This is a genomic window from Streptomyces sp. CG 926 (assembly GCF_003148825.1).
Taxonomy (GTDB): domain Bacteria; phylum Actinomycetota; class Actinomycetes; order Streptomycetales; family Streptomycetaceae; genus Streptomyces.
On record NZ_QGGZ01000004.1, the window covers coordinates 79,806 to 105,926 of the forward strand.

Sequence of the window (26,121 nt, forward strand, 5' to 3'; positions counted from 1 at the left end):
GGTGGCCACCAGGGCACCGGCCTGGTGGTCCGGCATCGCCGCGAGGTCCTGGCCCCGGTCGGCGTACAGGCGTCGGAGCTTGCGGAGCCCCAGGATCGGTGGGATGGCGTCGAGCAGCTGCAGCAGCTGGGTGACCTCGTGCCGGTCGTCGTCGGTGAGGGTGACGGCGAGCGGGTTCCGCGTTCGACCACCGGTGCCGTGACGTCGTGTCCGCCCGTGGCGGATCTGCCGGGGGCAGAGGAACGGCGTTCGGGGGGCTCCCGGGGTCAAGAGTGGAGTCGACGGCATCCCGCCTCGACAAGGAGAAACGATGACTTCCCTCACCATGCTCGCGCCTCGCGCGGAGGAGGGCGACACCCCGCCCGGTCACTTCGACGACCACCTCGCGGCACGGTTGCTCGACCAGCGGATCGTCCTCCTCGGCACCCAGGTCGACGAGGTGTCGGCCAACCGGGTGTGCGCGCAGCTGCTGCTGCTGTCGGCGCAGGACCCGCGCTCCGACATCAGCCTGTACATCAACAGCCCGGGTGGGTCGGTCACCGCGGGTCTCGCCATCTACGACACGATGCGGCTCATCCCGAACGACGTCTCGACGCTGGCGATGGGCTTCGCCGCCAGCATGGGCCAGTTCCTGCTCACCGTGGGGACGCCCGGCAAACGGCTCGCGCTGCCGAACGCGCGGATCATGATGCACCAGCCCTCGGCGGGCATCGGCGGCACCGCCGCGGACATCGAGATCCAGGCGGAGAACCTCGAGTTCACCAAGAAGGCCGTCGAGCGGATCACCGCCCAGCACACCGGGCAGAGCGAGGAGACGATCGCGCGGGACGGCGACCGGGACCGCTGGTTCACGGCCGAACAGGCCAGGGAGTACGGGATGGTGGACCGGGTGGTGGAGTCGCTCGCCGACATCCGCCCGGCCACGCCGCGCCGACGGACGGGGCTGTGACATGGGGTCGTACACGGTTCCCTACGTGATCGAGCGGACCGCGCAGGGCGAGCGGTCCTACGACGTCTTCAGCCGGCTGCTGAACGAGCGGATCATCTTCCTCGGCACCGAGATCGACGACGGGGTTGCCAACGTGGTCATCGCGCAGCTCCTGCACCTGGAGTCGGAGAACCCGGAGCAGGAGATCTCGATCTATCTCAACTCGCCCGGCGGATCGTTCACTTCGCTGATGGCGATCTACGACACGATGACGTTCGTGCAGGCGCCGATCTCCACCTTCTGTGTCGGTCAGGCGTCGTCGACGGCGGCGGTGCTGCTGGCGGGCGGAGACCCCGGGCGACGGTTCGTGCTCCGGCACGCACGGGTGCTGCTCGGCCAGCCGGCCAGCGGCGGCCGGCAGGGGACGGTCTCCGACCTCAGCCTCGCGGCCAAGGAGATGGTCCGTATCCGCTCGCAGGTGGAGGAGGTCCTGTCCCTGCACACGCACCACGACGTGGCGACGCTGCGCGCGGACATGGACCGGGAGAAGGTGTTCACCGCCGAGGAGGCCGTCGCCTACGGGCTCGCCGACGAGGTGCTGAGCCGACGGTTCGCGTTCGCCTGAGCCCGGGCGGCCGCGGCCGAGGGCCGCCGAGGCGGCCGGTACGGCGGGGGCCCGCCCCGCTGTACCGGCCGTCGGCCCGGTCCGGTCCGGTCAGGCGGCGAGGCAGAGGCCGTCGTACCGGGCGGTGCGCGGCGTGGCTGACGTGCGGCCCCGGACCACCCGGCCCCGGACCACCCGGCTCCGGGCGTGCCGGGCGAGCTCGTCACCGGCGAGCAGCAGCAGGTCGGCGAGGCCGAGCCCGAGGGCTTGGGCGGCGGCCGCGAGCACCTCGGAGGATGCCTCCTTGCGTCCGCGCTCCACCTCCGACAGGTACGGCATCGAGATCCGGGCCGCCTCCGACACGTCCTTCAGCGTGCGTTCCTGGGCGAGCCGCTCGCGCCGCAGCACGTCGCCGACGAGGTCACGCCACAGCGGCTCCCTCGGCGCGCGTGGCTGGGGACCGGCCACGGGTCGCCGCGGGGCGGCGGCCGTCCCGTCGGGTCCGGGCGACGGGGCTTGCGGGCGCGGGGAGATGGCGCGGGACTCGTTCGGCGCATGAGTGGTCACCCCCCTCACCCTAGGGATCCGGGGCGCGGGGGGAAGGGAGTGGCCTTCTGCCCTGGGTGAAGCCGCGCCGGAGCCTGGGGCGACGCGGGTCCGGCGGCGGAACGTGTCCGCCACGCCCGGAAGGAAGCGGACGGCCGAGCGGACATACGGCTGCTTCCCGGGCGTGGCGCCGGTCAGCCCTCGTCCAGGCCGACAGCACGGTCAGGGCGGCCGGAGCCGTGGGACGGTGCGCCGGAGGCGGTGAGGCCGCCTCGGCATCGAGGTCTCCGACCGCGGCGCCGGCCCGGGCGGTCCCCTCGGGGTTGTCGCCTCAGGGCCGGAACTCGTGGGAGTACAGGCCGCGTTCGCCGACGGCGACGAGCCCGCGGCCGTCGGGCAGCCAGGCGCAGGAAGTCAGCGGCGTCTCGGCGCGGACGCCGGCGACGGTCCGGCCGGTGGCGGCGTCCCAGACGCGGAGCAGGGAGCCGGCGGTGGCGATCCACTTGCCGTCGGGGGAAACAGCCAGGCCGTTGACGGGGCCGTCGGGGTCGGTGAGGGTGCTCAGGAGGACGCCGGTGAGCGGGTCCCACCGGCTCACCTCTCCGCTCGGGGACGTGGTGAGCAGGCGGGTGCCGTCGGGGGTGACGGCGAGGCCGGTGAGTTTCTCGCCGCGGTGGATCTGGACCTGGCTGCCGGCGACGGCGCGGCCTCCCGCGAGGCGGACCACCTGCACCAGGGACTCGGCACCGGTCCGGACGGGCCGCGGCCGGTGGCGTAGCACGGCCAGCCAGGTCCCGTCGGGGGCGACGGCGACGGTGTGCGCTCGGGCGTCGGCACCCCAAGGGCCCGGCACAGTGGCGGTCCGGGCCTCTTGGACACGGTTCCACAACTGGAGCGCTCCCGCCGAGTCCGCGACGGCGAGCCACCTGCCGTCGGGGGCGACAGCGAGGGCCTGGGCGGTGGTGGAGGGACCCAGCGGGAGGACGACGGGGTCCACGGCCTCGGGCTGATCGATGTTCTTGATCTCGACGCCGTGCAGCCGGCCCGCCGCGTACCAACTGCCGCACTCCGCGAAGGCGACCGGCCCTCGGTAGTCCCCGTGACGCGACGACAGGGGGCTGCTCCAGGTGTCACCGTAGGGGTCGCAGAGTCGGGTGCTGCCGTCACGGTGGACCACGGCCAGCCCCTGCGTGTGGCCGACGACGGTGACCGTCCGCATTCCCTCGCCGTCGCCGGAGCGGATCCGCTCGGGCCCCCCGCTGTCCCAGACCCGTACCGCTCCGTCGGCTCCGGTACTGATCACCCGGCCGCCGTCCGGTGTGACCGCGACGGAGTGGACCCGCCCGGTATGGGCGGTGAAGCGGGCCCGGCACTCCCGTGTCCGCCGGTCCCAGACCGCGACGGTGCCGTCCACGCCGCCGCTGGCCAGCCAGGTGCCGTCCGGTGAGACGGCCACCGCGGTGGCCGGGCCTCTGTGCGCGGAGATCTGCCACGTGCGGTGGGGCGGCGTCTCGTCCCAGATCTGCAGCACGCCGTTCGCCTCGGCGGAGACGATCCAGCTGCCGTCGCACGCGATGGCGATGGCGTTCACCGGAGCGCCGGCGGTCGAACCGCGGTCCTGCATCTGGGCGAGGTCCGCGGACATCAACCGGACTTGTCGGCGGCCGCCGACGGCCAGCCACACACCGTTGGAGGAGAACGCCACGCAGGTGTGATCGTCACCCTGCTGGGAGTGCTGGGCGAGGTGGTTCCCGCTCCAGTCCCAGACCTCCAGGGTGCCGTCCGTGGCCACGGTCGCGATCCGGCACCCGGAGGCCGCCAGGGCCCGCACCGACGCTCCGCGGCCCCCGACCGGCCCCAGGGGTCGCGTCGGCGGGGTGGCCCGGTCGAGGGTCCAGGCGTGGAAGGTACGGCCCGGCCCGCCGGTCACCAGCCCGGTGCCGTACGGGGCGACCGCGAGGACCCGGAAGCGTCCGGGGCCTCGGACGTCCACGGTGAACTCGCCGCCTCTCTCCGGGTCGAGTCCGCGGGCCATCCCATCGGCTCCGACGGTCACGAGCGACGCACCGTCGGACGGGATCCCGACGGACAGCACGGGTCCGGTATGGCCGAGAAAGGTGCGCAGCAGCGCCGTTTCGGGTAGGTCCGGCGGGGTGCCGCGGTTGCGCAGCAGCGGTCGGGCCATGATCTCGGGGGCGGCCTGCCGGCTCGCGATCCGGTCGCGCCACAGCGGCAGTGACTCCAGGCGGCTGTGCAGGACGTTCGTCAGGAGCTCGGGCGGGTCGGTCGGGGTGAGGAGGTGGGCGGCTCGGGTGAGGTCGTCGGCGAGCCGGGCCGCGTGCCGCCTGGGGACGTCGAACAGGTCGGCCCAGGCCGCCATGGGGCCGCGTTGATGAAGCCTGGTCTCGATCCAGCGCAGGTCGCTCGCGACGCGCTCCGCGTCATACGTCCGTCCTGCGGCGAGCAGGTGCTCGATCGCGTGGTCGAGGACGTATCCCTCGGACGACTCCCAGGGACGAGGACCGAAGGCGTCGGCGAGCGTACCGTGCAGGGCGGTCACGGCCGGTTCGCCCAACTCCTTGTGCAGATAGTCGCGGAGCACGTCGTGGATCGCGACGCGGCCGCCGTGGTCGGGGGTGAGCGAGACCAGGGAGAGCCGGTCGAACGCGGCGCAGAGCGTACGGCTCTCGTCCTCCGTCAGACCGCCGGTCGCCGTCCACAGGCGGGCGATCAGCGGGACGGGGATCGACTCGTCCTCCGCGAAGACGGACAGCTCCGCGAGACGTCGGCCGCCACCGGTCGGCAGCAGGGCCCGGGCCGCCTCCACCGTCGCCCGGACGGCCTGGGCGCGGCGGGCGGGATCGTCCAGGTCGAGCGTGACCGGGTCGGAGTCGACCACGGCGGGGCCGTGCGCGACGAGCCCCCGCAGCGTCTGCGCCGCGGCGTGCTCCGGCTCGCTGCCGGTGGCGATGCGGCGGCTGATCAGCCGGTTGATGAGGCGCAGGAGCAGGGCCCAACGTCCACTGGCCTCCAGGAGGTCACGGACGAGGGGTTCCGGGAGAGCGGGCAGTTCCCAGGTGAGGACCGCGCGCGCCTGCGCGGGGGACATCTGGTCGACGCGGACGCGTTCGGTGCCGCGCGGCAGGGCGCCGGGGACACGGGTGGTGACGAGGCGGACGCAGCGGGCGCCGCCGCGCAGGAAGGGGTCGATCTGCTCGGCGTCCCAGACGTCGTCGAGGAGAAACAGGGTGCGGGGGCGGCGGTCGAGGAGCCGGCCGAGGTGGTCGCCCGCCAGGCCCGGGTCGTCGAAGGCCGTCGTGTCGCCGGTGACGAACCGGGTGGCCTCGGCCACCTTCGCGGCGATCGCCGCCCGGCCGCGGACGTCCCGGCCGATCGTGATGACGTAGATCCGGCCGCGGAAGTGCCGCCGTACGCGCGGACTCGCGGCCACCGCCCGGGCGAGGACCGTCTTGCCGAAGCCGCCGGCGCCTTCGAGGGAGGTCGTGATGGCGACGGTACGGCTGCCGCGCCGGGTACGGCACACCGCCTTGACGGTGCGGGCCCGTTCGGTGCGGTCGATCACCCAGTCCGGAACGGTCTGCGCGGATGGGACGGGAGGATCGCCGGCGACCGCAGCGGGCCGCTCCTGCCGCCAGGCCAGGATCACGGCCGCGAGGATCGCGGCGGCAGCGAGTCCGGCGACCCACCACCACGGCTGCTGCCGGATGTGGTCGAGCGCGCCGGGCCATCGGTTCTCGGACGTGGCGGCGTTGGCCGCGAGCGAGGCCAGTACGGCCACGGCCGCCGCGATTGCGGCGAGCGATGCACCCTTGACGGCACCGCGCACGGTCACCTCCCCCCTCCCGACTGCCCTGACGATAACCAGGGGGCGGGCCGGGTGTCAGCCGAGGGCGGCAAGTACCGGCCGGTCCGGCTGTGTCGGAGCCTGGTCGTGGCGGTGCGGGATCAGCCGGTCGAGGGGCGGGCGAGGGCCGAGGGGGTCGACCGCCGGCGCCCGCCCGCCCGTCGCCGAACCGGTGCACCGCCCGCCCGTCGCCGAACCAGTTGCACCGCCTGCTCGAACCGACCGGCGCACTGCCGCTGTGCCGGATGCACGACGACAGCGCGCAGGCCGGCCGACCGCAGCGCGTCAACGGGAGCCCGATGCCCCGGCGGTGAGGGTGGCGGTGACGGTCCTGCCGCCGTGACCGCGGCGCAGACGCTTCAGGTGCCCCGTGCGGGACTGCGCCGATGCCCGATGCCCGGTGTCGCGGGCCCTCGCGCTCGGCTACTTGGCTTCGACCCGGCCGAGTGGGTCGGCTCCGGCGGTCAGCGCGTCACGCGCGGCCTGCCAGGCGGGGTCCCCGGGGTAGAGCTCGCTGCGCAGGTAGGCCCAGGTGAGCCGCGCGACCGCGGCGACCCGCTCGGGGTTCTCGTCCGTGGTCTCGGCGACGTCGTATCCGGAGACCCCGCCGAGCCCGTGCTCCGCGTCGAACAGCGTGAGCAGGGACTTGGGGCCGGTGGAGAGCGCGTAAGGATCGGCGTGCCAGGCCGGGCCGGCGACCGTGAGGAAGGCGGAGTGGTCCTTGTCACCGGCGACCACGAGCGTGGGCGTCGTCATCGTGGAAAAGTCCGTGGTCAGGAAGAACGAGTAGTTCTCGACGGTGAACTCGGTGAGCGCGTCACCGCCTCGGCCGGGCGCGGCGAGCAGCACACCTGCCTTGATCCGGGGCTCGGCCAGGTCGACCTCGGTCCCGTTGTGCGGATCGGTGAGCCGGGCGCCCAGCAGCAGGCTCGCGGTGTGCCCGCCCATCGAGTGCCCGGCCACGGCGACCCGGCTCCGGTCGAGGCGCCCGAGCAGTTGCGGGACCGCGGCCTCGATCACGTCGAGTTGGTCGAGGATGCGCTTCATGTCCTCGGCCCGGGTACGCCAGTGCGCCGCAGCCTCGGGCGTTCCGGGACGCGGGCTCAGCGTCCTGGAGTCCAGATGGGTCGGCTGGATCACGACGAAGCCGTGTGCGGCCCAGAAGTTCGCGAGAGGGGCGTAGCCGTTCAGCGAGGAGAGGTGGTTCGAGAAGCCGAGACCGTGCGAGAGGAGGATGATCGGCAGCTCGCTCCCGGTCATCGGAGCGGAGACTCGCACCTGCAGGTCCACAGCGCGGCCGGGAGCCGGCAGCACCAACGGGCTGACCGAGAGCACGGGCGCGGGCGAGCCGAGGATGTCGGCCGCGTGGGCGGGATTACTCATGATGAGCGTGCCTTTCGATGGCCCTGCCACCGGTCGCATGTGGCCGGCGGCGGGTAAGGCGGAGCGCCCGCCTTCAGCTAACCTGAAAGCGGATCGTTGTTCCATTTAAAATACGGAACATCGATCCGTTTCGTCAACGACCACCGGAAGGAGAGCGCGGTGTCCACTGCAGACCGGCCCAGAGGGGCGTCCGCCCGAAGCAAGAGGGCGGACGCGGTGCGCAACCAGCAGACGCTGCTCGACGCCGCCGCGGAGGTGTTCGTGACCTCGGGGATCGATGCGCCGATCCGTGAGATCGCGGCCCGGGCGGGCGTCGGGCTCGGGACGCTCTACCGCCACTTCCCGACCCGGGCGGACCTCGTCACCGCCGTCTACCGCCACCAGATCGAGGCATGCGCCGAGGCCGGACCGAAGCTCCTGGCCGACGCCGCCTCCCCGTTCGACGCACTGCGCCGGTGGATCGACCTGTTCGTCGACTTCCTGGTCACCAAGCACGGACTCGCGGACGCCCTGCAATCCGAGGGCGACCGCTTCGCCGCGCTGCACACCGACTTCCTCGACCGCCTGCTGCCCGTCTGCGCCCAACTGCTCGACGCCGCAGCCGACGCCGGTGACATCGAGCCCGGCATCCAGCCCTACGAGCTCATGCGCGGCATCGGCAACCTCTGCATCGGGCGGGACGGCGACCCCCGCTACGACCCCCGCCGGCTGATCGAACTGCTCCTCCAGGGGCTGCGTCGACCGCACTCACCGGATCAGCGGACCGCCGGCGGGGATGTCCAGGCGGCTTCGGCCTCCGGGACGGTGGAGTAGGTCGCCGGGCGCCTACCCGGCTCCCGCACCGCACCAGGGGTGAGTAGACACTGTCTACTCGCTCCTGGTAGACAGTGTCCATGGACCAGGAGAGACCGCTCCGGGAGCGGCTGATCGACGTAGGGGTGGAACTCGTCATGAGCGAGGGCGCCGGCGCTCTCGGGTTGCGGGAGATCGCCCGCCGGGCGGGCGTCTCGCACGGGGCGCCGCGCCGGTACTTCCCCACCCACCAGTCCTTGCTGTCGGCGATCGCCCGGCGCGGCTTCGAGGATCTCGGGGTGCGCGTCGCGGCGGTGGCCGGCGCGCCGGAGCTCTCCCCCCGCGCGCGGGTGCGGACGATCGGGGTCGCCTACGTCGGCTACGCACTGGAGCACGCCGGCATGTTCGCCCTGATGTTCCGGCACGACCTGCTGGACGGTACGGGCCAGGGGCCCGCCGAGGGGCCGCGGCTGCGGGAGTCGACGCTGCCGATGTTCGACCTCCTCGTCACGCTCGTCCGCCGGTGCGGGGCGGCCGAACCCTCCGTCACCGCGGCCGCGTTGTGGGCCAACCTGCACGGCGTGGCGCAGTTGTGGCGCTGGGGCAGCCTGCAGCTGGCCCTCGGGGGCGCGCCCGTGGACGGCGTGGAACGGCTCGTCGCTGCCGCCGTCGACGCGCACCTCGGTCCGGAGCCCGTATGAGGCCGCGGATCTCACTGCTCGTCAGCGTGGCGGGCGCCATGCTCGTCGCGCTGGACGGCACCGTCCTGACCGTGGCCCAGCCGAGCCTGCGGCGCGATCTGGGGGCGAGTGTGGCGCAGGTCCAGTGGACCAGCACCGCCTATCTGCTGGCCGTGGCCGCGTTCCTCGTGGTGGCCGGGCGCCTCGGCGACCGGTACGGGCATCCCCGGCTGCTGTTCGTCGGTGTCCTCGGCTTCGCCGCCGCCTCGGCCGGCATCGTGTTCGCGCCCTCTGTGGGGTGGGTCATCGCGTTGCGGGCCGCGCAGGGCGTGTTCGGCGCGCTGCTGCAGCCCGCGACGCTGGCGCTGCTGCGGCTCGCGTACCCGCCCGAGCGGCTCGCGACGCCGGTCGCCGTGCGGACCGGTGCGATCGGTTTGGCCGCCGCGGCCGGTCCGCTGCTCGGGGGCCTGCTGGTCGCTCGGTGGGACTGGCGGGCGGTGTTCGTGATCAATGTGCCGGTGGCCCTGGTGATCGCCGCGCTGACGCTCGCCGTACGGGCCCCCGCGCCGCCGCGCGCGGAGGTCGGGCGACCGGCGCTCGGCGGTGCCGCCCTGCTGGCCACCGCCCTCGCGGTGTTCGTGCACGCGCTGGTCGGCGTACCCGCGTACGGGTGGACGGCCACGCCCACCGTCATCGGCTTCGGCGGTGCCGTCGGGCTCGCGGCCCTGTTCGTACGTCGCGAGCGCCGGGCCGCGCAACCGTTGGTGCCGCGCGCCGTGGCCCGGTCCAGGGCGGTAACCGCTTCGCTGGGGCTGCTGCTCGTCGTCTCCGGGGGCATGTTCGGGGCGCTGTTCACGGCCACGTTCCACCTCCAGGACGTCGAGGGGCTGGACCCGCTCGCGACCGGCGTGCGGGTGCTGCCGCTGACCGCGCTGATGGTCGCGGGGGCACCGGTGGCGGGCCTGGCGTTGCGCCGGTTCGGGGCGCGCCGGACCGCGCTGGTGGGTACGGGGCTGGCCGTCGCCGGGATCGCCGGGCTGGGCTCCGCGTCCCCGGTGGCCTTCGGGATGCTCGGCGCCGGATTCACCACGGTCATGGTCACGGCCACCGGGTCGGTGGTCGGCGAGGCCCCGGCCGGATACGCCGGGGTGGTCGGGGGGCTCAAGCAGACGGCCATGAACGTCGGCCCGGCCCTCGGGATCGCGGTCGCCGCGAGCACCGGAGCGCACGGCTCGTCGCTGGTGGCGCCGGCCGCGCTGACGGCCGTAGGACTGGTGGCGGCCTCAACTCTGCCCGGCGGCGCGCGCCCGGCAGCTGCGGGCGACCTCGTCGGCGAAGACGAGCGCGGGCGGGGCGAGGGCGGCCCAGCGGCGGACGGCCCAGCCGACCGTGAGCGGCGGCAGCGCGGGGATCGGCACGAGGCGCAGCGGGCCGTCCGAGCCGGGGACCTGCCAGCCGGGCAGCGCGGGCACGACGGCGTGTCCGAGGCCTAGTTCGGCGAGCAGCAGGGCGGTGTCCCAGTCGGCCACGCCGGTGTCGGAGGTGACCCGGATCCCCGCTTCGGCGAAGGCGGCGTCCAGGTGGGCGCGGGAGGCGGAGTTCTCGGGCAGCCGGATGTGCCGGATGCCGGCGAGGTCGGCGGGGTCGAGGTGGGTGTGGCCGGCGAGGGGGTCGTCGACTCCGACGGCGAGCACCCAGGGCAGCTGCATGACGGGGCGCAGCTCGATGCCGCGGACCGGGCCGCCGATGGTGATCCAGGCGAGGTCGAGGTCGGCGGCGGCGAGGGCGTCGAAGCAGCTGCGGCTGGAGTTCTCGGTCTGGAACTCCAGGCTCACCTCGGGGTGGCTGCGGCGGAAGGTCACGACGGCCTCGGACATGAAGTGCCGCACCGTCGTCGCTCCGGTGGTGACGCGGACCGTGCCACCACCTCCGCGGACGAGGTCGTCGACGCGGCGCAGGGCACCGTCGAGTCCGGCGATGCCGTCGGCGGCGGCCGCCTGGAGGATGCGGCCGGCCTCGGTGGGCACGACGCCACGGGCGTGGCGCTCCAGGAGTCCGGCGCCGGTCTGCTTCTCCAGGCGGCGGACGTGCTGGCTGACGGCCGACTGGGTGCAGCCGAGGTCGCGTGCCACCGCGCTGAGGCTGCCGGCGCGGCAGACGGCCACGAACACACGAAGATCATCGAGGGTCACGAGACCCAAGGTATCTCTTGGAAGTGAGGAGCAAATCGGAGGATTGACTTGGGGATCGGGTGGGATCAAGATCGATACAGGCCCGGGCGGCAACCCGGTCCCCGCCGCCGCCACGGGGTCCGGAACCCAGGCTCGCGGGGGACCGGGTGTCGACCCGTCCGGCCCGCCGGACCCACCGTCACCGACCGGAGGGACACGCCGATGTCGGAGCACGCCGTCGTATGGCTGCGGGAGCTCGGTGCGCGGGAGATCGCCCACCCGGGTGGGACCCTCCTCGCGCATCTCGAACGGGTGGCGGACCTCCTCGCCTCCTGGGGGGCGCGCCCCGCGCTCCGACAGGCCGGGATGTGCCACGCGTTCTACGGGACGGACGGTTTTCCCACCGCCCTGCTGCCGCTCACCCGGCGGGCCGAACTGGCCGCGGTGATCGGCGACGAGGCCGAGGAGATCGTGTACGCGTACGCCGCCTGCGACCGCGCGGCTTCGTACCCGACGCTCGCCTGCGAGGAGTCGGCCTTCCGTGACCGGTTCACCGGGCGCGTCCACTCCCCCGCCCCGCGGCTGCGGCGGGACCTCGCCGAGCTGTCGGCGGCCAACGAGCTCGACCTCGCGCGGATCGATCCCGTCTTCCGTGACGCGTGGGGGGACGAACTGCGCGTGCTGTTCACGCGGTTGGGCGGACTGCTGAGCGAGCCGGCCCGGCGGGACTGCCGGACCGTACTCGGCGACGGGGAGGGTTGAGGCGGTCAGGGGGCCGGTCGGCCGGTGAGGGTGATCTCGGCGGCGCTGGTCCAGGGGCCACGGCCGCCGGCCTCGCTCAGCGCTCTCAGGCGGAGGTAGCGGCCGTTCTTCGGGGCGAGGGCCGTGCTCTTGGCGGTCGCGGTGTCGGCGAAGGTGCCGGTCGCCACGGGAGGCCCCCAGTCGGTGGTGCTGTCGGAGACGTAGACCTCGTAGCCGCCGATCCGGCCGTTGACGCCGCCGTCCTGGCGGGGCAGGTAGCCGAGGCCGTCGACCGCGTAGCGGGCGCCGAGGTCGATCCGGATCTCGTGCGGGAGCGCGGCGGGCGTGCCGGAGGACCAGGCGGTGTGCCAGATCGTGGCCGGGTTTCCGTCGAAGGTGTGCGTGGCCGCCCTGTTCTCGGCGGCGGTCTCCTGGCTGTCGGCGTGGACCAGGGACCATGCCGAGCGGTCGATCGGGGTGACCGCGGGCAGGGGTTCGGTCGCGGGGAGGCCGACGCCGGTGGCCGCGACGGTGAAGGCGCCCGACTTCGTTCCGGTTTTGATCCGGAGGACTCCGGAGCGGTCCGCCGGGTCGAAGTACCAGCCGGTCGGGGCCGCGTCGTAGGCGGCCTTGGAGGGTAGGCCCGGCACGGGGGCGCCGTCGACCGTGACGGTGCTGGGCCCGGTGGCGACGTGCAGGGTGAACTCGTAGCCACGGGAGGCCGGTTTGCCGGTGTAGCTGCCGGTGGGGGCGCCCACCGAGACGGTGACCGCGCCGGAGCCGGCCGTCGGGGCGGTGACGTCGACCCGCTGGCGGGCGTAGGCACCCGAGGTGTACGCGCGGGTGAGGCCGTCGTCCTCGTAGAGGTCGAAGGAGGACGTGCCGCGCGGGTGGATGTCGTAGGTGAGGGTGGAGACGGGCTTCTCGCCGGTGTGGTTCATCTGCGGCCACATCGGCACGACGGCGCCGCCCTTGACGAAGAGCGGCAGGGTGTCGAGGGGTGCTCGGTATCCGTTGAGCCACCCCGGACCCGCGTACGTCCGGCCCGTCCAGTAGTCGGTCCAGGTCCCGGCCGGGAGGTAGATGCCGTCGCGCACCTCGGTGTCGGAGACGACGGGCGCGACGAGGAAGGAGTCCCCGGCCATGAACTGGCCGCTGGTGAGGTTGCCGCGGGCCACCGGGTCGTCGGGGTACTCCAGGACCATGGCGCGGGTGCTGGGGACGCCGCTCTCGTGGGCGACGCGACTCATCGTGTACAGGTAGGGCATCAGTCGCATCTTGAGCTGCAGGTACGTGCGGTTGATGGACAGGTAGGGCTCGGCGAAGCGCCAGGGCTGCTTGTCGTGGTAGCCGGCGGACGGGTTGGTCGCACCCCAGCCGGACATGGTCATGAAGGCCGGGGTGAAGGCCTTCCACTGGAGGTCCCGGGTGTACGTCTGGGGGCTGCCGCCGAAGATGCCGTCGATGTCGCCGGCCGCGTAGTTGAGGCCGGAGAGACCGGCTCCGGTGATGGCGGGGACGTGCCAGCGCATGTCGTCCCAGGTGCCGTACGTGTCGCCGGTCCAGACGACGGCGTTGCGCTGGGTGCCCGCCCAGCCGTCGACGGTCCAGACGTAGCGGCGGGCGTCGGAGTTCTTCTCGATCCCGTCCACGGCCTGCCGGACCCCGTCGAAGGCGTACTTGTAGCCGCTGCCGATCCAGGCCACGTCGGTCTTCACGCCCCGACTGCCGGCCGTGCCCACCTCGTCGGCGATGGAGCCGAGGCCGGTGGAGGTCCACAGGCCCGCCCAAAAGCCCTTGGCCTTCAGGGCGTCCACCGTCGACTTCAGGGGCGCGGTGTAGCCGCAGCCGTAGCCGTCGTTGGGCAGGAACCAGCCCGAGGGCATGTCGGCGGCCCGGGCGTCGGCCGCGTAGCCGACCACGTCGGGCGTGTTCTGGTGGCGCGGCCGGTTGTGGTCGCCCTGGTAGTCGGGGTTGGAGGCGTTGAAGCAGTCGGCGTTGCCGAGTTCGAAGCCCCACATCGGCGCCATGAACGGCTTTCCGCTGACGTCGGTGTACGCGTCGAGCACGGACTTGAGCGAGTCGCCGGTGAAGTACCAGGCGTCGAAGCGCTTCTCGTCGTGGGTGAGGGTGGTCGGCGCGTCGAAGCCGTAGGAGCCAGGGGCCCAGGTGTTGCGCATGACGCCGTAGCCGTTGGTGGACATGTAGAACGGGGCGGGGCTGGCGTTGTCGTTCTCGCGCCACTTGTTGTCGACGGCGATCGGGACGGTCTTGCCGCGCAGCGCCCACTCGCCCAGGCGTAGACCGGTGCCGTAGAACTGCTCGTCCGCGCCCCGGGTCAGGTACTGGGTGGTCCGGCCGCCGGTCCAACTGGTGGGCTTGGTCTCCTGCCAGACGGGGGTGGTGTCGTCGGCGCGGAAGACGGAGAAGCGCAGGGGCTTCTTGTTCACCCGGATGGACAGCGATCCGGTGGTGATCCGGTAGTGGCTGCCGGCGTCCGAGTAGCCGGTGGTCACGGGCCCGAAGTCGGTGGTGGGGGCGAGGTCGGCGCCGGCCGGGTCGTCCTGGAAGGATCCGTCGGGCGAGAGCCAGAGGCGGAAGATGTCGGCGCGCGCGACGACCACGCGGGCCTTGGCCCCGCTGGAGGCGGTGATGGTGAACGTGTTACCGGAGCGGGAGAATCCGGTGACGTCGCCCGCCGTCGCCGTGGGGCCGGCGGGGGCGGCAGCCCCGGCGGGGGCCGCCGAGGCGGGTAAGGCGGCCGGTCCGGCGGCGGCCAGACCCGCCACCGTGAGCGCCGCGGCGAGCAGGGCGGCGGCTGCCGGGGTGCGTCGCCTGCGGCGGCGCCACCGCACCGCTTGAACTCGGCTGCCTGACGGGCCTTGCCGACCCTGGCTCCTGCGGATGCTTGGCAGTCTCATGGGGCAGCTCCTCGTGCGGTCCGGACACGGACACAGCTCCTTGGCATGCTCCCGGCAAGATAGCGCTCGCACCGGCCTGGATGAAAGATGATGCTCGAAATCGACTTCTCCCACGCATCTTTGAGCATGCATCAGCGAGGGATACGGCCTGGATCGAGTGCGGGCACGGGGGACGACGAGGGCGTCGTGGCGGCGGTGGGGACGGTGGGGGGCGGACCCCGTCGGGCTGAGCGCCGCGCCGCCGCTCGCCCGCGCCGGACCCGGGCGTGGCGGTGCTGCCCGCCGCCGCCCGCCGTCACCGCCCGCGGAGGCGGGCGGTCGGACGAGGGGCTCGCGGCCTGGCGTCGCACCCGCCGCGCCGACGCGTTGGGCGTCTTCGCCCGCACCGACCTCGCCGCCCGCGCAGGGACCTTGCGTTCGGCGCCCGCCCGGGGCCGTACGGGACACGGTGTGGTGCGCGGCGCCCTCACCACCACGACCGGCCGACGTCTGCTCGCCGAGGCGGTCGCCGGCCCCCGGCCGGCCTGATCGGTGTGCCCGGCCTCCCCGACCCGGAAGTCCTCTGTGGTCATCCAATGGTCGCGCTCCACGGGCGCCGGGCGCTCCATCGGGCCATGCGTACGGGGGCTTTCCTCAAGCCTGCGATGCTCGTCCGCGGCTCCGTTCCCCCTGCAGCCCCGCCCGGTTGACCCCGTGCCCACCGGTCGGTGGACACGCACCCCGCGGGGCCGCGGCCCGCGCGTCGGCCCGGGGGATGTCGACATCGATGCGGCCCATCACACGGCGGGCCGCCTCGGCGAGTTCGGGCGGGCTCTCGACGGTGAACCGGCAGTCGAAGGTGACCAGGAAGCCGATGAGCGCCGACCACGACCAGGCGCCCATCCGTATCCGGGTGTTGTGCTCGTCGATCGGCTCGAAACTCGCCGCGCCCGGAGCCCACTTGGCCACCAGCGCCGCTGGGCACTCCGTCAGGACGGTGCCCCAGCAGGGCCAGGTGTCCGGGGTGTCGCCGCGGTCGGTCTGGCTCTGGACGAAGCGGGGCATGTCCGTCTCGGGAACCTCGCGCCGGGTGAAGCGCCAGCCGGTGGGGGCCGGCCGTTGGATCCGGTCGAGCCGGTAGGCGCGCCAGGAGCGCCCGTGCTGGTCGTAGGCGACCAGGTACCAGCGTCCCGACCAGACGACGAGCCGGTGGGGTTCGGCGAGGACCTCGCTGCCGGCCACCTCGTCGACCTCGATGGACCGGTAGGTGAACCGTACGAGTTCCCGCTCCTGCGCGGCGGCGCTCAGCTGTGCCACCAGCCCGGGATCGACCCGGGGTGGGGCCAACTCCCACGCGTTCTCGATCTGTTCGACGGAGAAGGTCGCGAGGCGGCGGGAGAGATGGGGCGGCAGGAGTTCCTTGATGGAGTTCAGCGCGCGCTTGGTGGCGTCACCCATGCCGGCCACGGAGGCGGGCGCCGTCTGGAGGGACAGCGCGATGGCGACGGCCTGCTCGTCGTCGACCACCAGCGGAGGGAGCCGCGCCCCGCGCGACAGCCGGTAGGAGCCGGAGGCGCCTTTCGTCGCCGTGACGGGGTAGCCCAGTTCGCGGAGCCGGTTGATGTCGCGGCGCACGGTTCGCGGGGACACCCCCAGGCGCTCGGCCAGCCCGTCGCCGGTCCACTCCTTCTGCGCCTGAAGCAGGCTGAGGAGCTCCAGTGTGCGGTTGGCGATCAAGAATTGCCCTCCGATGGCGATCGGTAGAGGTCAGCACGCGTCCTCTTCTCCTGCGACGGTGCCTTTGCTCCGGAGGCGGCACACGTCCCCCTCCCGCTCCAGTATTTCGCCCCGGCGTTCCACCGGGTGCGTCTCGTCGAGAAGATCGGAAGCACGCAGTGTCCGAAAACCCAACGCGGTCCCCATCGGCCGATCGGGAAGCTTGGCTGGGTCTGGTCGCGATCTCCCTCGGTGTGTCGCTGGTGGTCGTGGACTTCACCATCGTCAACGTCGTGATGCCTCCCATCATCGAGGACCTGAAGGTCTCCGCGTTCGGCGCCCAGTGGATCCAGGAGTCCTACGCGATCATCCTGGCGGCCCTGCTGCTGCTGATGGGGCGCCTGTCGGACATCGTGGGGGCACGCCGTCTGTTCGTCGTCGGCACCGTGGTCTTCGGGCTGGCGAGCATCGCCGCCGCGGTGGCGCCCTCCGGGGAACTCCTGATCGCCGGCCGGTTCGCCCAAGGCGTCGGCGGCGCGATCGTCATGCCGACGTCGCTGGCGCTGCTCCACATGACCTTCCGGGAACGCGACCGCGGCAAGGCCTTCGCCGTCTGGGGGTCCACGATCGGTGCGGCCGCGGCGGTCGGCCCCCTGCTGGGTGGCCGGCTCGCCGAGTACTCCTGGCGGTGGGCCTTCGGTATCAACATCTTCGTCGTGGCGCTGATCCTCGCGGGCATCATGCGGTTCATCCGGCCGTCACCCCGGCAGTCGGGCAAGGTCGACGTCGGCGGCGCGATGCTGTCGGTACTGGGCCTCGGTCTCCTCGCCTTCGGCCTGATCGAGGGGCGCAACTACGGTTGGTGGGAGGCCCGCAAGAGCTTCGGCCCCTTCGGTGACGGGGGGGGAACCTGTCGGTCGTCCCGGTCGCCTTGGCCGTCTCCGTGGCCTGCCTCGCCCTCTTCCTCCGGCGACAGGCCCGGCTGACGCGCGCGAACGGCACGGCACCACTGATGGACACCTCTCTGTTCGGCATCAGGTCCTTCAGCACGGGCAACATCGCGACGCTGATCATCGCGCTGGCGGAGTTCGGCATCCTCGCCGTACTGCCCCTGTGGCTCCAGTACACGTTGGGGTACTCCGTGCTCCGGACCGGCCTGATGATCTTCGTCGTCGCGGTCGGCAGCTTCTTCGCGAGCGGTGCCGGCTTCGGCATGGCCGAGAAGGCGGGCCCCGTCGGCCTCGTCCGCATCGGCCTGGTGCTCGAAGCGCTCGGCCTGCTGATGTTCGGCATGACGGCGAGCAGCGACTCGCCCTGGTGGGTCATCGGCATCGCCCTGTTCCTCTACGGCACGGGGGTCGGCTTCGCCACCGCGCAGGTCACCAACGTCGTCCTGGCGGACGTACCGCCGCGGCGGGCCGGCCTGGGTTCCGGGATCCAGAGCGCCGCGCGTCAGCTCGGCTCCGCGCTCGGCATCGCGATCCTGACGTCGACGTTCTTCACGGCGTTGGACTCCGACCTGTCCGAGCGGCTCACCCAGCAGGGAAGGCCCGACGCGCACGAGCTCTCCTCGGCGGTCTCCGACAGCGCAGGCGCGATGATCTCCGGGCTGAGCCGGACCCCCGAGACGGCCTCCGCCGCCGACGCCGCCCGGGACGCCATGTCCTACGGGGTCCAGATCAACGGCTACACCTGCGCCGCACTGTTGGTACTCGGCATGCTCGCGACCTTCCTCATCCCCCGGCGCGAGCCGGCCGCCGGCCAAGGGGGCGGCCCGGACGCTCCCGGCGGTGTGCAGGAAGCCGGCGCCCACGTCCGGCAGATGCCCGCCTCCTGAGGCCTGGCCGGTAGTCGCTCCGGCGGCGGGTCGGGGCGAGCAGGTTCGACGAGCTCGCCGACGCCACCGCGCCGCGGTCAGCTGCCCGGTGCCGGGGGCGGTGGGGTGACCGCCAGGATCGGTGGGGCCGGGGAGGACCAGCGGTGGCCGCAGGGGTCGAAGACCAGGGTCACCGGCCGCCCCGGACGCTGGCGCCAGGAGATGCGTTCGGGTGTGTCCGCGCACACCGGGCAGCAGGGCAACGGGCGGGGATCCGGCAGGCAGTCGGGGGCGGCCGTGAGCGGCGTGGTGTGCGGATCGCGCATGGAGGCTCCCTGGTCGTGCGGTCGGGCTGATCGCACTGTGCCATGGACGGGCTCCCGTGCGCATGGGCGGATCGTCCAGTGTTCCGGCTGGTCACAGGTGCGGTCAGCAGGGGGAATCCGGTTCTCTTACGGGCACTTGGTGATCAACCGCTCCCGCTGCCGGCCTCCACCAGGCCCGATTCGTACGCCGCGATCACCGCTTGCGCGCGGTCGCGGACGCCCAGCTTGCCGAAGATGCCGGTGATGTGGTTCTTGACCGTGGAGACGCTGATGTCCAGTTCCGCGGCGATCTCGGCGTTGCCCCGCCCGGTGGCCATGAGCCGCCAGATCTCCAGCTCGCGCGGGGTGAGTTCGGCGGGGGTCTCAGGCGCCCACGACCGCGGCCGCTCGGGGGTCCGTACGTAGGCGGAGAGGAGCCGGCTGAGCAGCCGCGGCGCGACGGCCGCCTCGCCGGTGTGGACGATGCGGACCGCGGCGATCAGCTCCTCCGGGGAGATGTCCTTGGGCAGGAAGCCGTACGCGCCCGCACGCAGAGCGGCGACCACGTACTCGTCCATGTCGAAGGTGCTGAGAGCCAGGACACGCGTGTCGGGGAGCGTGCGCGCGAGTTCCTCGGTGGCCTTGACGCCGTCCATGACCGGCATGCGGATGTCCATGACGACCACGTCGGGCCGTAGCTCATGCGCGAGGGCCACGGCCCGGGCTCCGTCCTCGGCCTCGCCCACGACCTGGAACTCCGGGTCGGGGCCCAGGATCAGGGCCAGGCCGCGCCGGACCAGCGGCTGGTCGTCGGCGATGAGTACACGGATCATGCGTGCGGAACCTCTCTGTGGAAAGCGTCCTGGACCGGGAGAGGGATCCGGGCGGCCACCCGGAATCCGCCACCGGCGACCGCGGCGGCCTCCAGGGTGCCGCCCTGCAGGGCGACCCGCTCGTGCATGCCGATCAGACCGTATCCGGAGCGTGCGGTGGGGCGTGCGGGCGGTGTCTGCGCTCCCGCTCCGTCGTCGCGCACCTCCACTCCCACCTCGTCGGCGTGGTACGTGAGCCGTACGTGGGCCCGCGCCCGGCCGGCGTGCTTGCGGGTGTTGGTCAGGGCCTCCTGGACGATCCGGAAGACGGTGAGGCCCACGGTGGGCGGGAGCGGGCGGACCGGCCCGCTCACGGTGAACTCGGTCTCCGTACCGGCGAGCCGGGACTCGGTGATGATCCGGCCGAGGTCGTCCGTACCGGGCTGCGGCGCCGGCGGGGACTGTTCCGGCTCCTCCCCGGCCCTGAGCACGTCGAGGAGTTGGCGCATCTCGCGCAGAGCCATCCGTCCGGAGTCCTCCAGGGTGACCAGCGCCTCCCGGGACACCTCGGGGTCGTGCGCCAGGTTCGCCCGCGCCCCGCCGGCCATCAGCTGCATGGTGGTGATGTGGTGGGCGACGATGTCGTGCAGTTCGCGCGCGATCCGGCGGCGCTCCTCGGCCACCGCCCGGTCGGCGAGCCGGGTCCGGTGGGCGGCGGCCTCCCGCTGCCGGTGTGCGACCCCCCAGGCCGCCGCGACGGTGATGAAGGCCGCGGTGGCGCTTCCGGCCAGTCCCCACCAGCCGAAGGGCAGCGGCCATCCGCCCTGCCCGGCGGAGGCGAGCACCGCCGACGCGGCCGCGGCCGTCGCGACGACGGCGGGTCGGTGCGTCCGGGCCACCGTGTAGAGGGCGATCGTCAGGCCGAGGGTGAAGTGCGGGGACTGCGGTGCCGCCAGGTTCACCAGGACCCCTACGGCCAGGATCGCGGCGAGTACGAGCACCGGGCGGACGCGCCGGGCCAGCAGGGTCATCGCCGAGACCACCAGCAGGACCACCGCGGTGACGCTGAGGGTGCCGCCCTCGGTGAGCGTGCTCAACGAGAAGCCGACGAGGTCCGCGGCGGCCGCCGCCACCGCGACGAGCGCGTCGTTGCGCGTCCAGCGCCCCTGGTCCTCTTCGCTCTCCGCGCCCTCGACCGAGCGAGCGGCCGCATGCTCGTCCGGGCCCGCGGCCGTACCCGCACGCGTAGGTATGCCCCCGCCGCTGCCCCTGCCCATGCCTTTGCCCTTGCTTTCGCCCGCACCCATGCCGCACCCATGCCGCGTCCGTGCCCGCCCCCGTGCCGCCGGTCCCGTTCCCCGGTGGTCGAGACCCATTCTGGCATCGGCGGGCCTCCTTGCCGCCCGACCCCGGTCGGGCGTCGGACCAGGACCTGAGTCCTGGTCGGCGGGGACGTCCGGACCCTGGTCCCGGGGTGCGGATCCTCCCCCGACCTGACGTTTCGCCCGCTCGCTGCTGATGGTCTGGAGTCAGGCCGGGAACTCCTGGCCGGCACCGCACAGACCGGAGGAAATGTGATCCGCGCCCTGACCGGATTCTCGACGAGAAGTCCGTGGAAGGTCATCGCCCTGTGGGCGGTCCTGGGACTGGCCGCCGCCGTCCTGGGCCAGGCGTTCGTCTTCCGCGCCGTCCAGACCGGCAACGCCGGGTTCCTGCCCGCGCAGTACGACTCGGCTGCCGCTCTGAAGATCGCCGAGGAGCGGTTCGGGGCGAAGCCGGACGCCAACCTCCTGACCGTACTGGTGGCCCGCTCGGACGAGGCTCCGCTCAGCGCCGCCGACGAGCGGCGCATCGACGCGCAGGCCGCGCGGTTGTCCGAGAAGCGCGTCGTCATGCCCAGGACCGAGGAGACGATGCCGCTCGCCCAGGACCACTCCCAGGTCCCCCGGGTCGCCCCGGCCATGACGGCGCCCGACCGCTCCTTCCGGCTGCTGTCCGTCGAACTGACCGGCAACCCGGCCGATCCCGGGGTGCAGGACACCTACCGGGCCTTCCGGGACTCGACCCGGGAGGCCTTGGCGGAGGAGGGCCTGCGTACCGGCTTCACCGGCGGGATCGCCGATCGCGTGGACGCGACGGAAGCCGAGAAGACCCGCTCGACGATCGTCGGCGTCGCCATGCTCGCGGTCATCGTCCTGTTGCACGTGTTCGTCTTCCGCAGCGTGGCGGCCGCCTTGCTGCCGCTGCTGGCGGTCACCGTCATCGGGGGCGCCGCGGCGGGCGCGGTGGTCGGCGCCGCGCTGCTGACCGACATCGGACTGTCCGAGTCCACACCGAGCCTGATCAGTGTGGTGCTGATGGGTATCGGTATCGACTACTTCCTTTTCCTCCTCTTCCGCTTCCGGGAACAACTGCGTGAACACCCCGAGCAGTCCGGGCGCGAGGCGGCCGCCGAGGTCGCCGGGCGGGTGGGTACGGCCATCACCTCCGCGGCCCTGACCATCGTCGCCGCGTTCGCCACGCTCGGGGTCGCCTCCTTCGGCCAGTTCCGGGTCCTCGGGCCGGCCATCGCGCTGTCCGTGCTGGTGATGCTGCTGGGCAGCCTGACCTTGATGCCGGCCCTGCTGGCGGTCACCGGCCGCAAGATGTTCTGGCCGTCCCGGGCGCTGCGGTACGAGCCCCGTGCGGGGTCCGCCGCGCGGATGGGCGACCGGGTGGCGCGCCGGCCGTTCACGCTGGTCCTGGCCTCGGTGGCCCTGCTCGGCACACTGGCCGCCGGGGTCGTGGGGATGCACATGGACTACGGGCAGAGCGGTGGGAGCGGCGAGCGGACCCCCGCCGTGACCACCGCTGCCGAGATCTCCCGCGCCCTGCCGGCCGGCGTCTCGGACCCGACCAGCGTCTTCGTCACCGCTTCCGACGGCGTCGCCCTGACCGCCGAACGCCTCGGCGGACTGTCCAAGGCGCTCGCCGGGGTCGGCGGCGTGGGCCAGGTCGCCGAGACGGTACTGACCGAGGATCGCCGGGCGGCCCGGATCGACCTGTTCCTGACCGCCGACCCGCATCGGCAGGAGGCCCGCGATCTGGTGACCGGTCCGGTCCGGGCCACGGTCCTGGCACACACCCCCGCCGGTACGGAGGCACATGTGGGCGGCACGGCGGCGGTGTTCGCCGATATCGCCACCGCGGTGGACAAGGACCTGCGGGTGGTGTTCCCGGTGGCGGCCGCGCTCATCGCGCTGATCCTCATCGCCCTGCTGCGCAGTCTGCTGGCGCCGGTGATCCTGCTGGCGTCGGTCGGGCTCGGCTTCGCCGCCACCCTCGGCGCCTCGACCCTGGTGTTCCAGCACGCGCTGGACCGCCCCGGGGTGGACTTCACGCTGCCGCTGGTGTTGTTCCTGTTCGTGGTCGCGCTGGGCACCGACTACAACATCCTGATGAGCGACCGGATCCGGGAGGAGATGGCCCGGCCGGGCCCCGCCCGGGCCGCGGTGGGCCGCGCCGTCCGGCACACGGCTCCCGCCATCGCCACGGCCGGCCTGGTGCTGGCCGCCTCCTTCGGCAGCCTGGCCGTGACCCCCGCCCCGTCCACCCAGCAGATCGGTTTCGCGACGGCCCTCGGGATCATGCTCTCCGCCTTCGTCCTGTCGATCGTGCTGGTGCCCGCGCTGTCCACCCTCCTGGGTCGGTCCCTGTGGTGGCCGGTGCGCCCGCGCCGCCGCACGGAGGAGACCGGCACGCAGGAGCGGCGGACCCCGGACCGGGTGCCGGTCGGCTGAGCCGCCCGGACCTGACGAAGGCGCCGCCGCGCGGAGGACCGTACGACGCTACGTACGGGTCCTGCGTGCGGCGGCGCCTTCGGCCGTCCGGGAGGTCGGATGCCCGGGAGCCCGGAAGCCCGGGAGCCCGACTTCCCGCGGTGTTACGCGAGCTTGTCGATCTCGGGGTGGTCCTGGAGCCAGGCGCGGACCGCCTGCTGCTCCTTGCCCTTCCCGGTCTCCTGGATCTTCGCTTCCAGGCCGGTCAGCTGCTCCTCGGTGAGCTTGAAGGACTTCAGCCACTCGGCGACCTTCGGCTCGTCCTGCGCGAAGCCCTTGCGGGCCAGGCTGTGGATCCCGTCGCCCTTGCCCCAGGCGCCCTTGGGGTCCTCGAGCTTGGTCAGCTCGTAGGAGGAGTACGCCCAGTGCGGGGACCACAGCACGGCCGCGACCGGCTCCTTCTTCTCGTAGGACCGCTTCAGCTCGGCGAGCATGCCGGGCGTGGAGCCGTCGACGACCTTGTACTCGCCGTCGAGACCGTAGTCCTTGAGGACCTTGTCCTTGAGGATCGACATCTCACCGGCGCTCGGCTCGATACCGATGATCCTGCCCTTGAACTGATCGCCCTTGCCCTTGAGGTCGGCGAGCGAGCGCACGTCCTTCATGTACGAGGGCACGGACAGCTCCAGCGAGGTGGGGCCGTACCAGGAGCCGAGGTCCTCCAGCTTGCTCCCGTACTTCTCCCAGTACTTGGCGTGGGTGACGGGCAGCCAGGAGTCGGTCTGGAAGTCGAGCTGGCCGCCGGCCAGGCCGGTGTACAGCGCGCCGGCCTCCAGCTGGCGGGCGTCGACCTTGTAACCGCGGCGCTCCAGGAGCTCCTTCCACAGGAAGGTGGAGGCGATGCCCTCGTCCCACGGGATGTAGCCGACGGAGAGGGTGCGGCCCTTGCCGATGTTCGCGGCCCCGGTCGGACCGTCCTCGGCGGTGGAGCCGCCGAAGGTGTTCAGGCCGCCCGCGACGAGCGCGAGCACCACGGCGCCGCTGATCGCGTACGCGGGCTGGGGGCGGTGGTTCCACAGCTTGGCGGCGCCGGTGGCGGCGGCCCGCGCCTTGGCGAGCGTACGACGGCCGATCGGGGAGACGTGCCGGCCGAGCGCCCCGGTCATCCGGTCCAGGTACATGGCGAGGATGACGATGGAGACGCCCGCCTCGAACCCGAGGCCGATGTCGACGTTGCCGATGGCCTTGTAGACGGCGCCGCCGAGTCCGCCGCCGCCGACCATGCCGGCGATGACGACCATGGACAGGCCCAGCATGATGACCTGGTTGACGCCCGCCATGACGGTGGGCAGGGCCAGCGGCAGCTGGACGCGTACGAGGGTGTCGCGCGGGCTGGTGCCGAAGGCCTCGGCGGCCTCGACCAGTTCCCCGTCGACCTGGCGGATGCCGAGCTCGGTCATCCGTACGCCCGGCGGCAGCGAGAAGATGATGGTCGCGATGATGCCGGGCACCACGCCCACCCCGAAGAAGATGATGCCGGGGATCAGGTAGACCATGGCCGGCATGGTCTGCATGAAGTCCAGGACCGGCCGCAGGAGGGCGCTGACGCGGTCTGATCTGGACGCCCAGATGCCGAGCGGGATCGCGAACGCCAGGGTGACGAGCGTGGCGACCAGGACCAGGGACAGGGTGGACATGGCGTCCTCCCACAGGCCGAGGGAGTCGACCAGCGCGAAGCCCGCGAAGGCGAGCAGGCCCGCCAGCAGACCGCGCAGCCACCAGGCGCCGACCGCGAGGATGCCCGCGAAGAGCAGCGGGGCGGGGGCGGAGAGGACGGCGTCGATGCCGTCGTAGAGGCCGTTGACCAGCGAGCTGATGGCCTCGAACAGCCAGGAGAGGTGGCTCTGGAGGAAATCGACTCCGCTGTCGACCCAGTTGCCGAGATGGAGGCGGGGCATCAGGCTGCCACCTCCGCGCAGTACATCGGGGGCCGTTGTTCGTCGCCGATGAAGGCGATGAGGCGGTCCTGGGGTACGGAGCCGATGACGGCGCCGTCCGCGCCGGTGACGGCGACCGCGTGCGGGACCCGGGCGCTGACGGCGCACAGGTCGGCGAGCGGGGTCCCGGCGGTGACGGTGGGGCAGTCGCAGGTGTCGGCAGCCGGTTCCGGATCGTCCATGACGGCGTCGGCCGTCAGGACCCGGGAGCGGTCCACGTCCTGGATGAAGGAGGCGACGTAGTCGTCGGCGGGGCGCGTGAGGATGTCCTCGGCGGTGCCCTGCTGGACGATGCGGCCGTCGCGCATGACGGCGATGCCGTCGCCGAGGCGCATGGCCTCGTTGAGGTCGTGGGTGATGAAGACGATGGTCTTCTTCAGGCGCTTCTGGAGCTCCAGCAGCTGGTCCTGCATATCGCGGCGGATCAGCGGGTCGAGCGCGCTGAAGGACTCGTCCATCAGCAGCAGGTCCGCGTCGGTGGCCAGGGCGCGCGCGAGGCCGACCCGCTGCTGCATGCCGCCGGAGAGCTCGTCGGGCCAGGACTTCTCCCAGCCTTCGAGCCCGCACAGGGCCAGGGCCTCGGCGGCGCGCCGCTCGCGCTCGGCGCGGGGCACGCCCTGCACCTCCAGGCCGTAGCCGGCGTTCTCCAGCACGTTTCGGTGCGGGAACAGTGCGAAGTGCTGGAAGACCATGGAGATCTTGGTGGACCGTACGCGGCGCAGTTCGGCCGCGCTCAGCGCGGTGAGGTCCTGGCCGCCGAAGAGGATGCGTCCCGAGGTGGGTTCGAGCAGTCCGTTCAGCATGCGCAGCAGAGTGGACTTGCCCGATCCCGAGAGGCCCATGACCACGAAGATCTGGCCGGGCTGGACGTCGAAGGAGGCGTCGATCACGGCGGCCGTCGTCCCGTCCGCGCGCAACTCGTCACGGTCGGCGCCGTTCTGGAGCGCGCGGACGGCGGCTGCGCTGTCGGCGGGGCGCCTCCCGAACACCTTGTAGACGTGCTCGGCCTGGAGCGTGGACACATACACCTCACGGGTCGTACCAAGTACGGCGCGCGCCGGCGGACCGGCGGGGCCGGGAGCGGGACGGGATCGGCCCGTGTGCGCC

General features: G+C 72.9%; 20 protein-coding genes and 2 pseudogenes. 10 read left to right on the forward strand and 12 right to left on the reverse strand.

Annotation, left to right across the window (positions count from 1 at the left end):
* Nucleotides 1-63: 63 nt before the first annotated feature.
* Nucleotides 64-327 (reverse strand): annotated as a pseudogene (locus BCL76_RS40615) (hypothetical protein); the annotation flags it as partial.
* Between BCL76_RS40615 and BCL76_RS12475 the strand changes: the two are divergent.
* Nucleotides 311-949 (forward strand): ClpP family protease, encoded by a 639-nt coding sequence (locus BCL76_RS12475; RefSeq protein ID WP_109779554.1) that lies wholly within the window; start codon nt 311-313, stop codon nt 947-949. The pseudogene BCL76_RS40615 and the gene BCL76_RS12475 overlap by 17 nt on opposite strands.
* A 1-nt stretch (nt 950) precedes the next feature.
* Nucleotides 951-1,553: a ClpP family protease gene (locus BCL76_RS12480; protein WP_109779555.1), complete on the forward strand. Its 603-nt coding sequence runs from the start codon at nt 951-953 to the stop codon at nt 1,551-1,553.
* 90 nt (nt 1,554-1,643) lie between these two features.
* Here the strand turns inward: BCL76_RS12480 and BCL76_RS12485 are convergent, their stop codons facing one another.
* The 3 genes from BCL76_RS12485 to BCL76_RS12495 form a co-directional block, all read right to left on the reverse strand.
* Complete coding sequence (locus BCL76_RS12485) at nt 1,644-2,099, reverse strand: helix-turn-helix domain-containing protein (protein ID WP_109779556.1); 456 nt, start codon at nt 2,097-2,099, stop codon at nt 1,644-1,646.
* Nucleotides 2,100-2,409: 310 nt separating this feature from the next.
* Nucleotides 2,410-5,931 (reverse strand): NB-ARC domain-containing protein, encoded by a 3,522-nt coding sequence (locus BCL76_RS12490; protein ID WP_109779557.1) that lies wholly within the window; start codon nt 5,929-5,931, stop codon nt 2,410-2,412.
* Nucleotides 5,932-6,366: 435 nt separating this feature from the next.
* Complete coding sequence (locus BCL76_RS12495; protein ID WP_109779558.1) at nt 6,367-7,326, reverse strand: alpha/beta hydrolase family protein; 960 nt, start codon at nt 7,324-7,326, stop codon at nt 6,367-6,369.
* 159 nt (nt 7,327-7,485) lie between these two features.
* Between BCL76_RS12495 and BCL76_RS12500 the strand changes: the two genes are divergently transcribed.
* The 3 genes and pseudogenes from BCL76_RS12500 to BCL76_RS12510 all read left to right on the forward strand — a co-directional run.
* Entirely contained in the window at nt 7,486-8,139 is a 654-nt protein-coding gene (locus BCL76_RS12500) for a TetR/AcrR family transcriptional regulator (protein WP_109779559.1), read from the forward strand.
* 80 nt (nt 8,140-8,219) lie between these two features.
* Nucleotides 8,220-8,819: a TetR/AcrR family transcriptional regulator gene (locus BCL76_RS12505; protein ID WP_109779560.1), complete on the forward strand. Its 600-nt coding sequence runs from the start codon at nt 8,220-8,222 to the stop codon at nt 8,817-8,819.
* A pseudogene (locus tag BCL76_RS12510) lies at nt 8,816-10,120 on the forward strand (MFS transporter); the annotation flags it as partial. The gene BCL76_RS12505 and the pseudogene BCL76_RS12510, both read left to right, overlap by 4 nt.
* Here BCL76_RS12510 and BCL76_RS12515 read toward each other — a convergent pair.
* Entirely contained in the window at nt 10,082-10,990 is a 909-nt protein-coding gene (locus tag BCL76_RS12515) for a LysR family transcriptional regulator (RefSeq protein ID WP_109779906.1), read from the reverse strand. The pseudogene BCL76_RS12510 and the gene BCL76_RS12515 sit on opposite strands and share 39 nt — an antisense overlap.
* A 201-nt stretch (nt 10,991-11,191) precedes the next feature.
* On the opposite strand from BCL76_RS12515, the gene BCL76_RS12520 reads away from it, so the two are divergent.
* Entirely contained in the window at nt 11,192-11,731 is a 540-nt protein-coding gene (locus BCL76_RS12520; RefSeq protein ID WP_109779561.1) for a DUF6817 domain-containing protein, read from the forward strand.
* Nucleotides 11,732-11,736: 5 nt separating this feature from the next.
* Here the strand turns inward: BCL76_RS12520 and BCL76_RS12525 are convergent, their stop codons facing one another.
* Nucleotides 11,737-14,631 carry a TIM-barrel domain-containing protein gene (locus BCL76_RS12525; RefSeq protein WP_109779562.1) on the reverse strand — a complete coding sequence of 965 codons (2,895 nt, stop codon included), beginning with the start codon at nt 14,629-14,631 and terminating at the stop codon, nt 11,737-11,739.
* A 204-nt stretch (nt 14,632-14,835) separates the two neighbouring features.
* On the opposite strand from BCL76_RS12525, the gene BCL76_RS12530 reads away from it, so the two are divergent.
* On the forward strand, nt 14,836-15,159 hold the full coding sequence (locus tag BCL76_RS12530; RefSeq protein ID WP_146228361.1) for a hypothetical protein: 324 nt from the start codon (nt 14,836-14,838) through the stop codon (nt 15,157-15,159).
* Nucleotides 15,160-15,264: 105 nt separating this feature from the next.
* Here BCL76_RS12530 and BCL76_RS12535 read toward each other — a convergent pair whose 3' ends face one another.
* A complete protein-coding gene (locus tag BCL76_RS12535; RefSeq protein ID WP_109779564.1) occupies nt 15,265-16,347 on the reverse strand; it encodes a helix-turn-helix transcriptional regulator in 1,083 nt (360 codons plus the stop codon).
* Nucleotides 16,348-16,505: 158 nt separating this feature from the next.
* On the opposite strand from BCL76_RS12535, the gene BCL76_RS39695 reads away from it, so the two are divergent.
* Together BCL76_RS39695 and BCL76_RS39700 are read left to right on the forward strand one after the other, a co-directional pair.
* Nucleotides 16,506-17,312, forward strand: coding sequence for an MFS transporter (locus BCL76_RS39695; protein WP_258309581.1), 807 nt, complete (start codon nt 16,506-16,508; stop codon nt 17,310-17,312).
* Nucleotides 17,270-18,163, forward strand: a complete 894-nt coding sequence (locus BCL76_RS39700; RefSeq protein ID WP_258309659.1) for an MFS transporter — start codon at nt 17,270-17,272, stop codon at nt 18,161-18,163. The genes BCL76_RS39695 and BCL76_RS39700 overlap by 43 nt, the downstream gene beginning before the upstream one ends.
* Nucleotides 18,164-18,240: 77 nt before the next feature.
* Here BCL76_RS39700 and BCL76_RS12545 read toward each other — a convergent pair whose 3' ends face one another.
* The 3 genes from BCL76_RS12545 to BCL76_RS12555 all read right to left on the reverse strand — a co-directional run bounded on the left by BCL76_RS12545 (nt 18,241) and on the right by BCL76_RS12555 (nt 20,536).
* A complete protein-coding gene (locus BCL76_RS12545; RefSeq protein WP_109779565.1) occupies nt 18,241-18,468 on the reverse strand; it encodes a hypothetical protein in 228 nt (75 codons plus the stop codon).
* Between the two features lie 143 nt (nt 18,469-18,611).
* On the reverse strand, nt 18,612-19,280 hold the full coding sequence (locus tag BCL76_RS12550) for a response regulator (RefSeq protein WP_109779566.1): 669 nt from the start codon (nt 19,278-19,280) through the stop codon (nt 18,612-18,614).
* On the reverse strand, nt 19,277-20,536 hold the full coding sequence (locus tag BCL76_RS12555; RefSeq protein WP_109779907.1) for a sensor histidine kinase: 1,260 nt from the start codon (nt 20,534-20,536) through the stop codon (nt 19,277-19,279). The genes BCL76_RS12550 and BCL76_RS12555 overlap by 4 nt, the downstream gene beginning before the upstream one ends.
* 297 nt (nt 20,537-20,833) lie before the next feature.
* Between BCL76_RS12555 and BCL76_RS12560 the strand changes: the two genes are divergently transcribed.
* The gene (locus BCL76_RS12560) at nt 20,834-23,038 is read left to right on the forward strand and encodes an MMPL family transporter (RefSeq protein ID WP_109779567.1); all 2,205 of its coding nucleotides are present in this window, start codon (nt 20,834-20,836) and stop codon (nt 23,036-23,038) included.
* Between the two features lie 143 nt (nt 23,039-23,181).
* On the opposite strand, the gene BCL76_RS12565 is transcribed toward BCL76_RS12560, so the two are convergent.
* Nucleotides 23,182-24,975, reverse strand: coding sequence for an ABC transporter permease/substrate binding protein (locus BCL76_RS12565; RefSeq protein ID WP_109779568.1), 1,794 nt, complete (start codon nt 24,973-24,975; stop codon nt 23,182-23,184).
* Nucleotides 24,975-26,036, reverse strand: a complete 1,062-nt coding sequence (locus tag BCL76_RS12570) for a quaternary amine ABC transporter ATP-binding protein (protein ID WP_109779569.1) — start codon at nt 26,034-26,036, stop codon at nt 24,975-24,977. Before BCL76_RS12570 ends, BCL76_RS12565 begins: the two co-directional genes overlap by 1 nt.
* Nucleotides 26,037-26,121: the final 85 nt, after the last annotated feature.

Excerpts from the sequence above, each read along its gene's own strand:
- BCL76_RS12505 (WP_109779560.1), top strand. The coding sequence starts at position 8,220 with ATGGACCAGGAGAGACCGCTCCGGGAGCGGCTGATCGACGTAGGGGTG.
- BCL76_RS12555 (WP_109779907.1), bottom strand. The coding sequence starts at position 20,536 with ATGGGCAGGGGCAGCGGCGGGGGCATACCTACGCGTGCGGGTACGGCC.
- BCL76_RS12545 (WP_109779565.1), bottom strand. The coding sequence starts at position 18,468 with ATGCGCGATCCGCACACCACGCCGCTCACGGCCGCCCCCGACTGCCTG.
- BCL76_RS12480 (WP_109779555.1), top strand. The coding sequence starts at position 951 with ATGGGGTCGTACACGGTTCCCTACGTGATCGAGCGGACCGCGCAGGGC.
- BCL76_RS12495 (WP_109779558.1), bottom strand. The coding sequence starts at position 7,326 with ATGAGTAATCCCGCCCACGCGGCCGACATCCTCGGCTCGCCCGCGCCC.
- BCL76_RS12475 (WP_109779554.1), top strand. The coding sequence starts at position 311 with ATGACTTCCCTCACCATGCTCGCGCCTCGCGCGGAGGAGGGCGACACC.
- BCL76_RS12520 (WP_109779561.1), top strand. The coding sequence starts at position 11,192 with ATGTCGGAGCACGCCGTCGTATGGCTGCGGGAGCTCGGTGCGCGGGAG.
- BCL76_RS12525 (WP_109779562.1), bottom strand. The coding sequence starts at position 14,631 with ATGAGACTGCCAAGCATCCGCAGGAGCCAGGGTCGGCAAGGCCCGTCA.
- BCL76_RS12550 (WP_109779566.1), bottom strand. The coding sequence starts at position 19,280 with ATGATCCGTGTACTCATCGCCGACGACCAGCCGCTGGTCCGGCGCGGC.
- BCL76_RS12565 (WP_109779568.1), bottom strand. The coding sequence starts at position 24,975 with ATGCCCCGCCTCCATCTCGGCAACTGGGTCGACAGCGGAGTCGATTTC.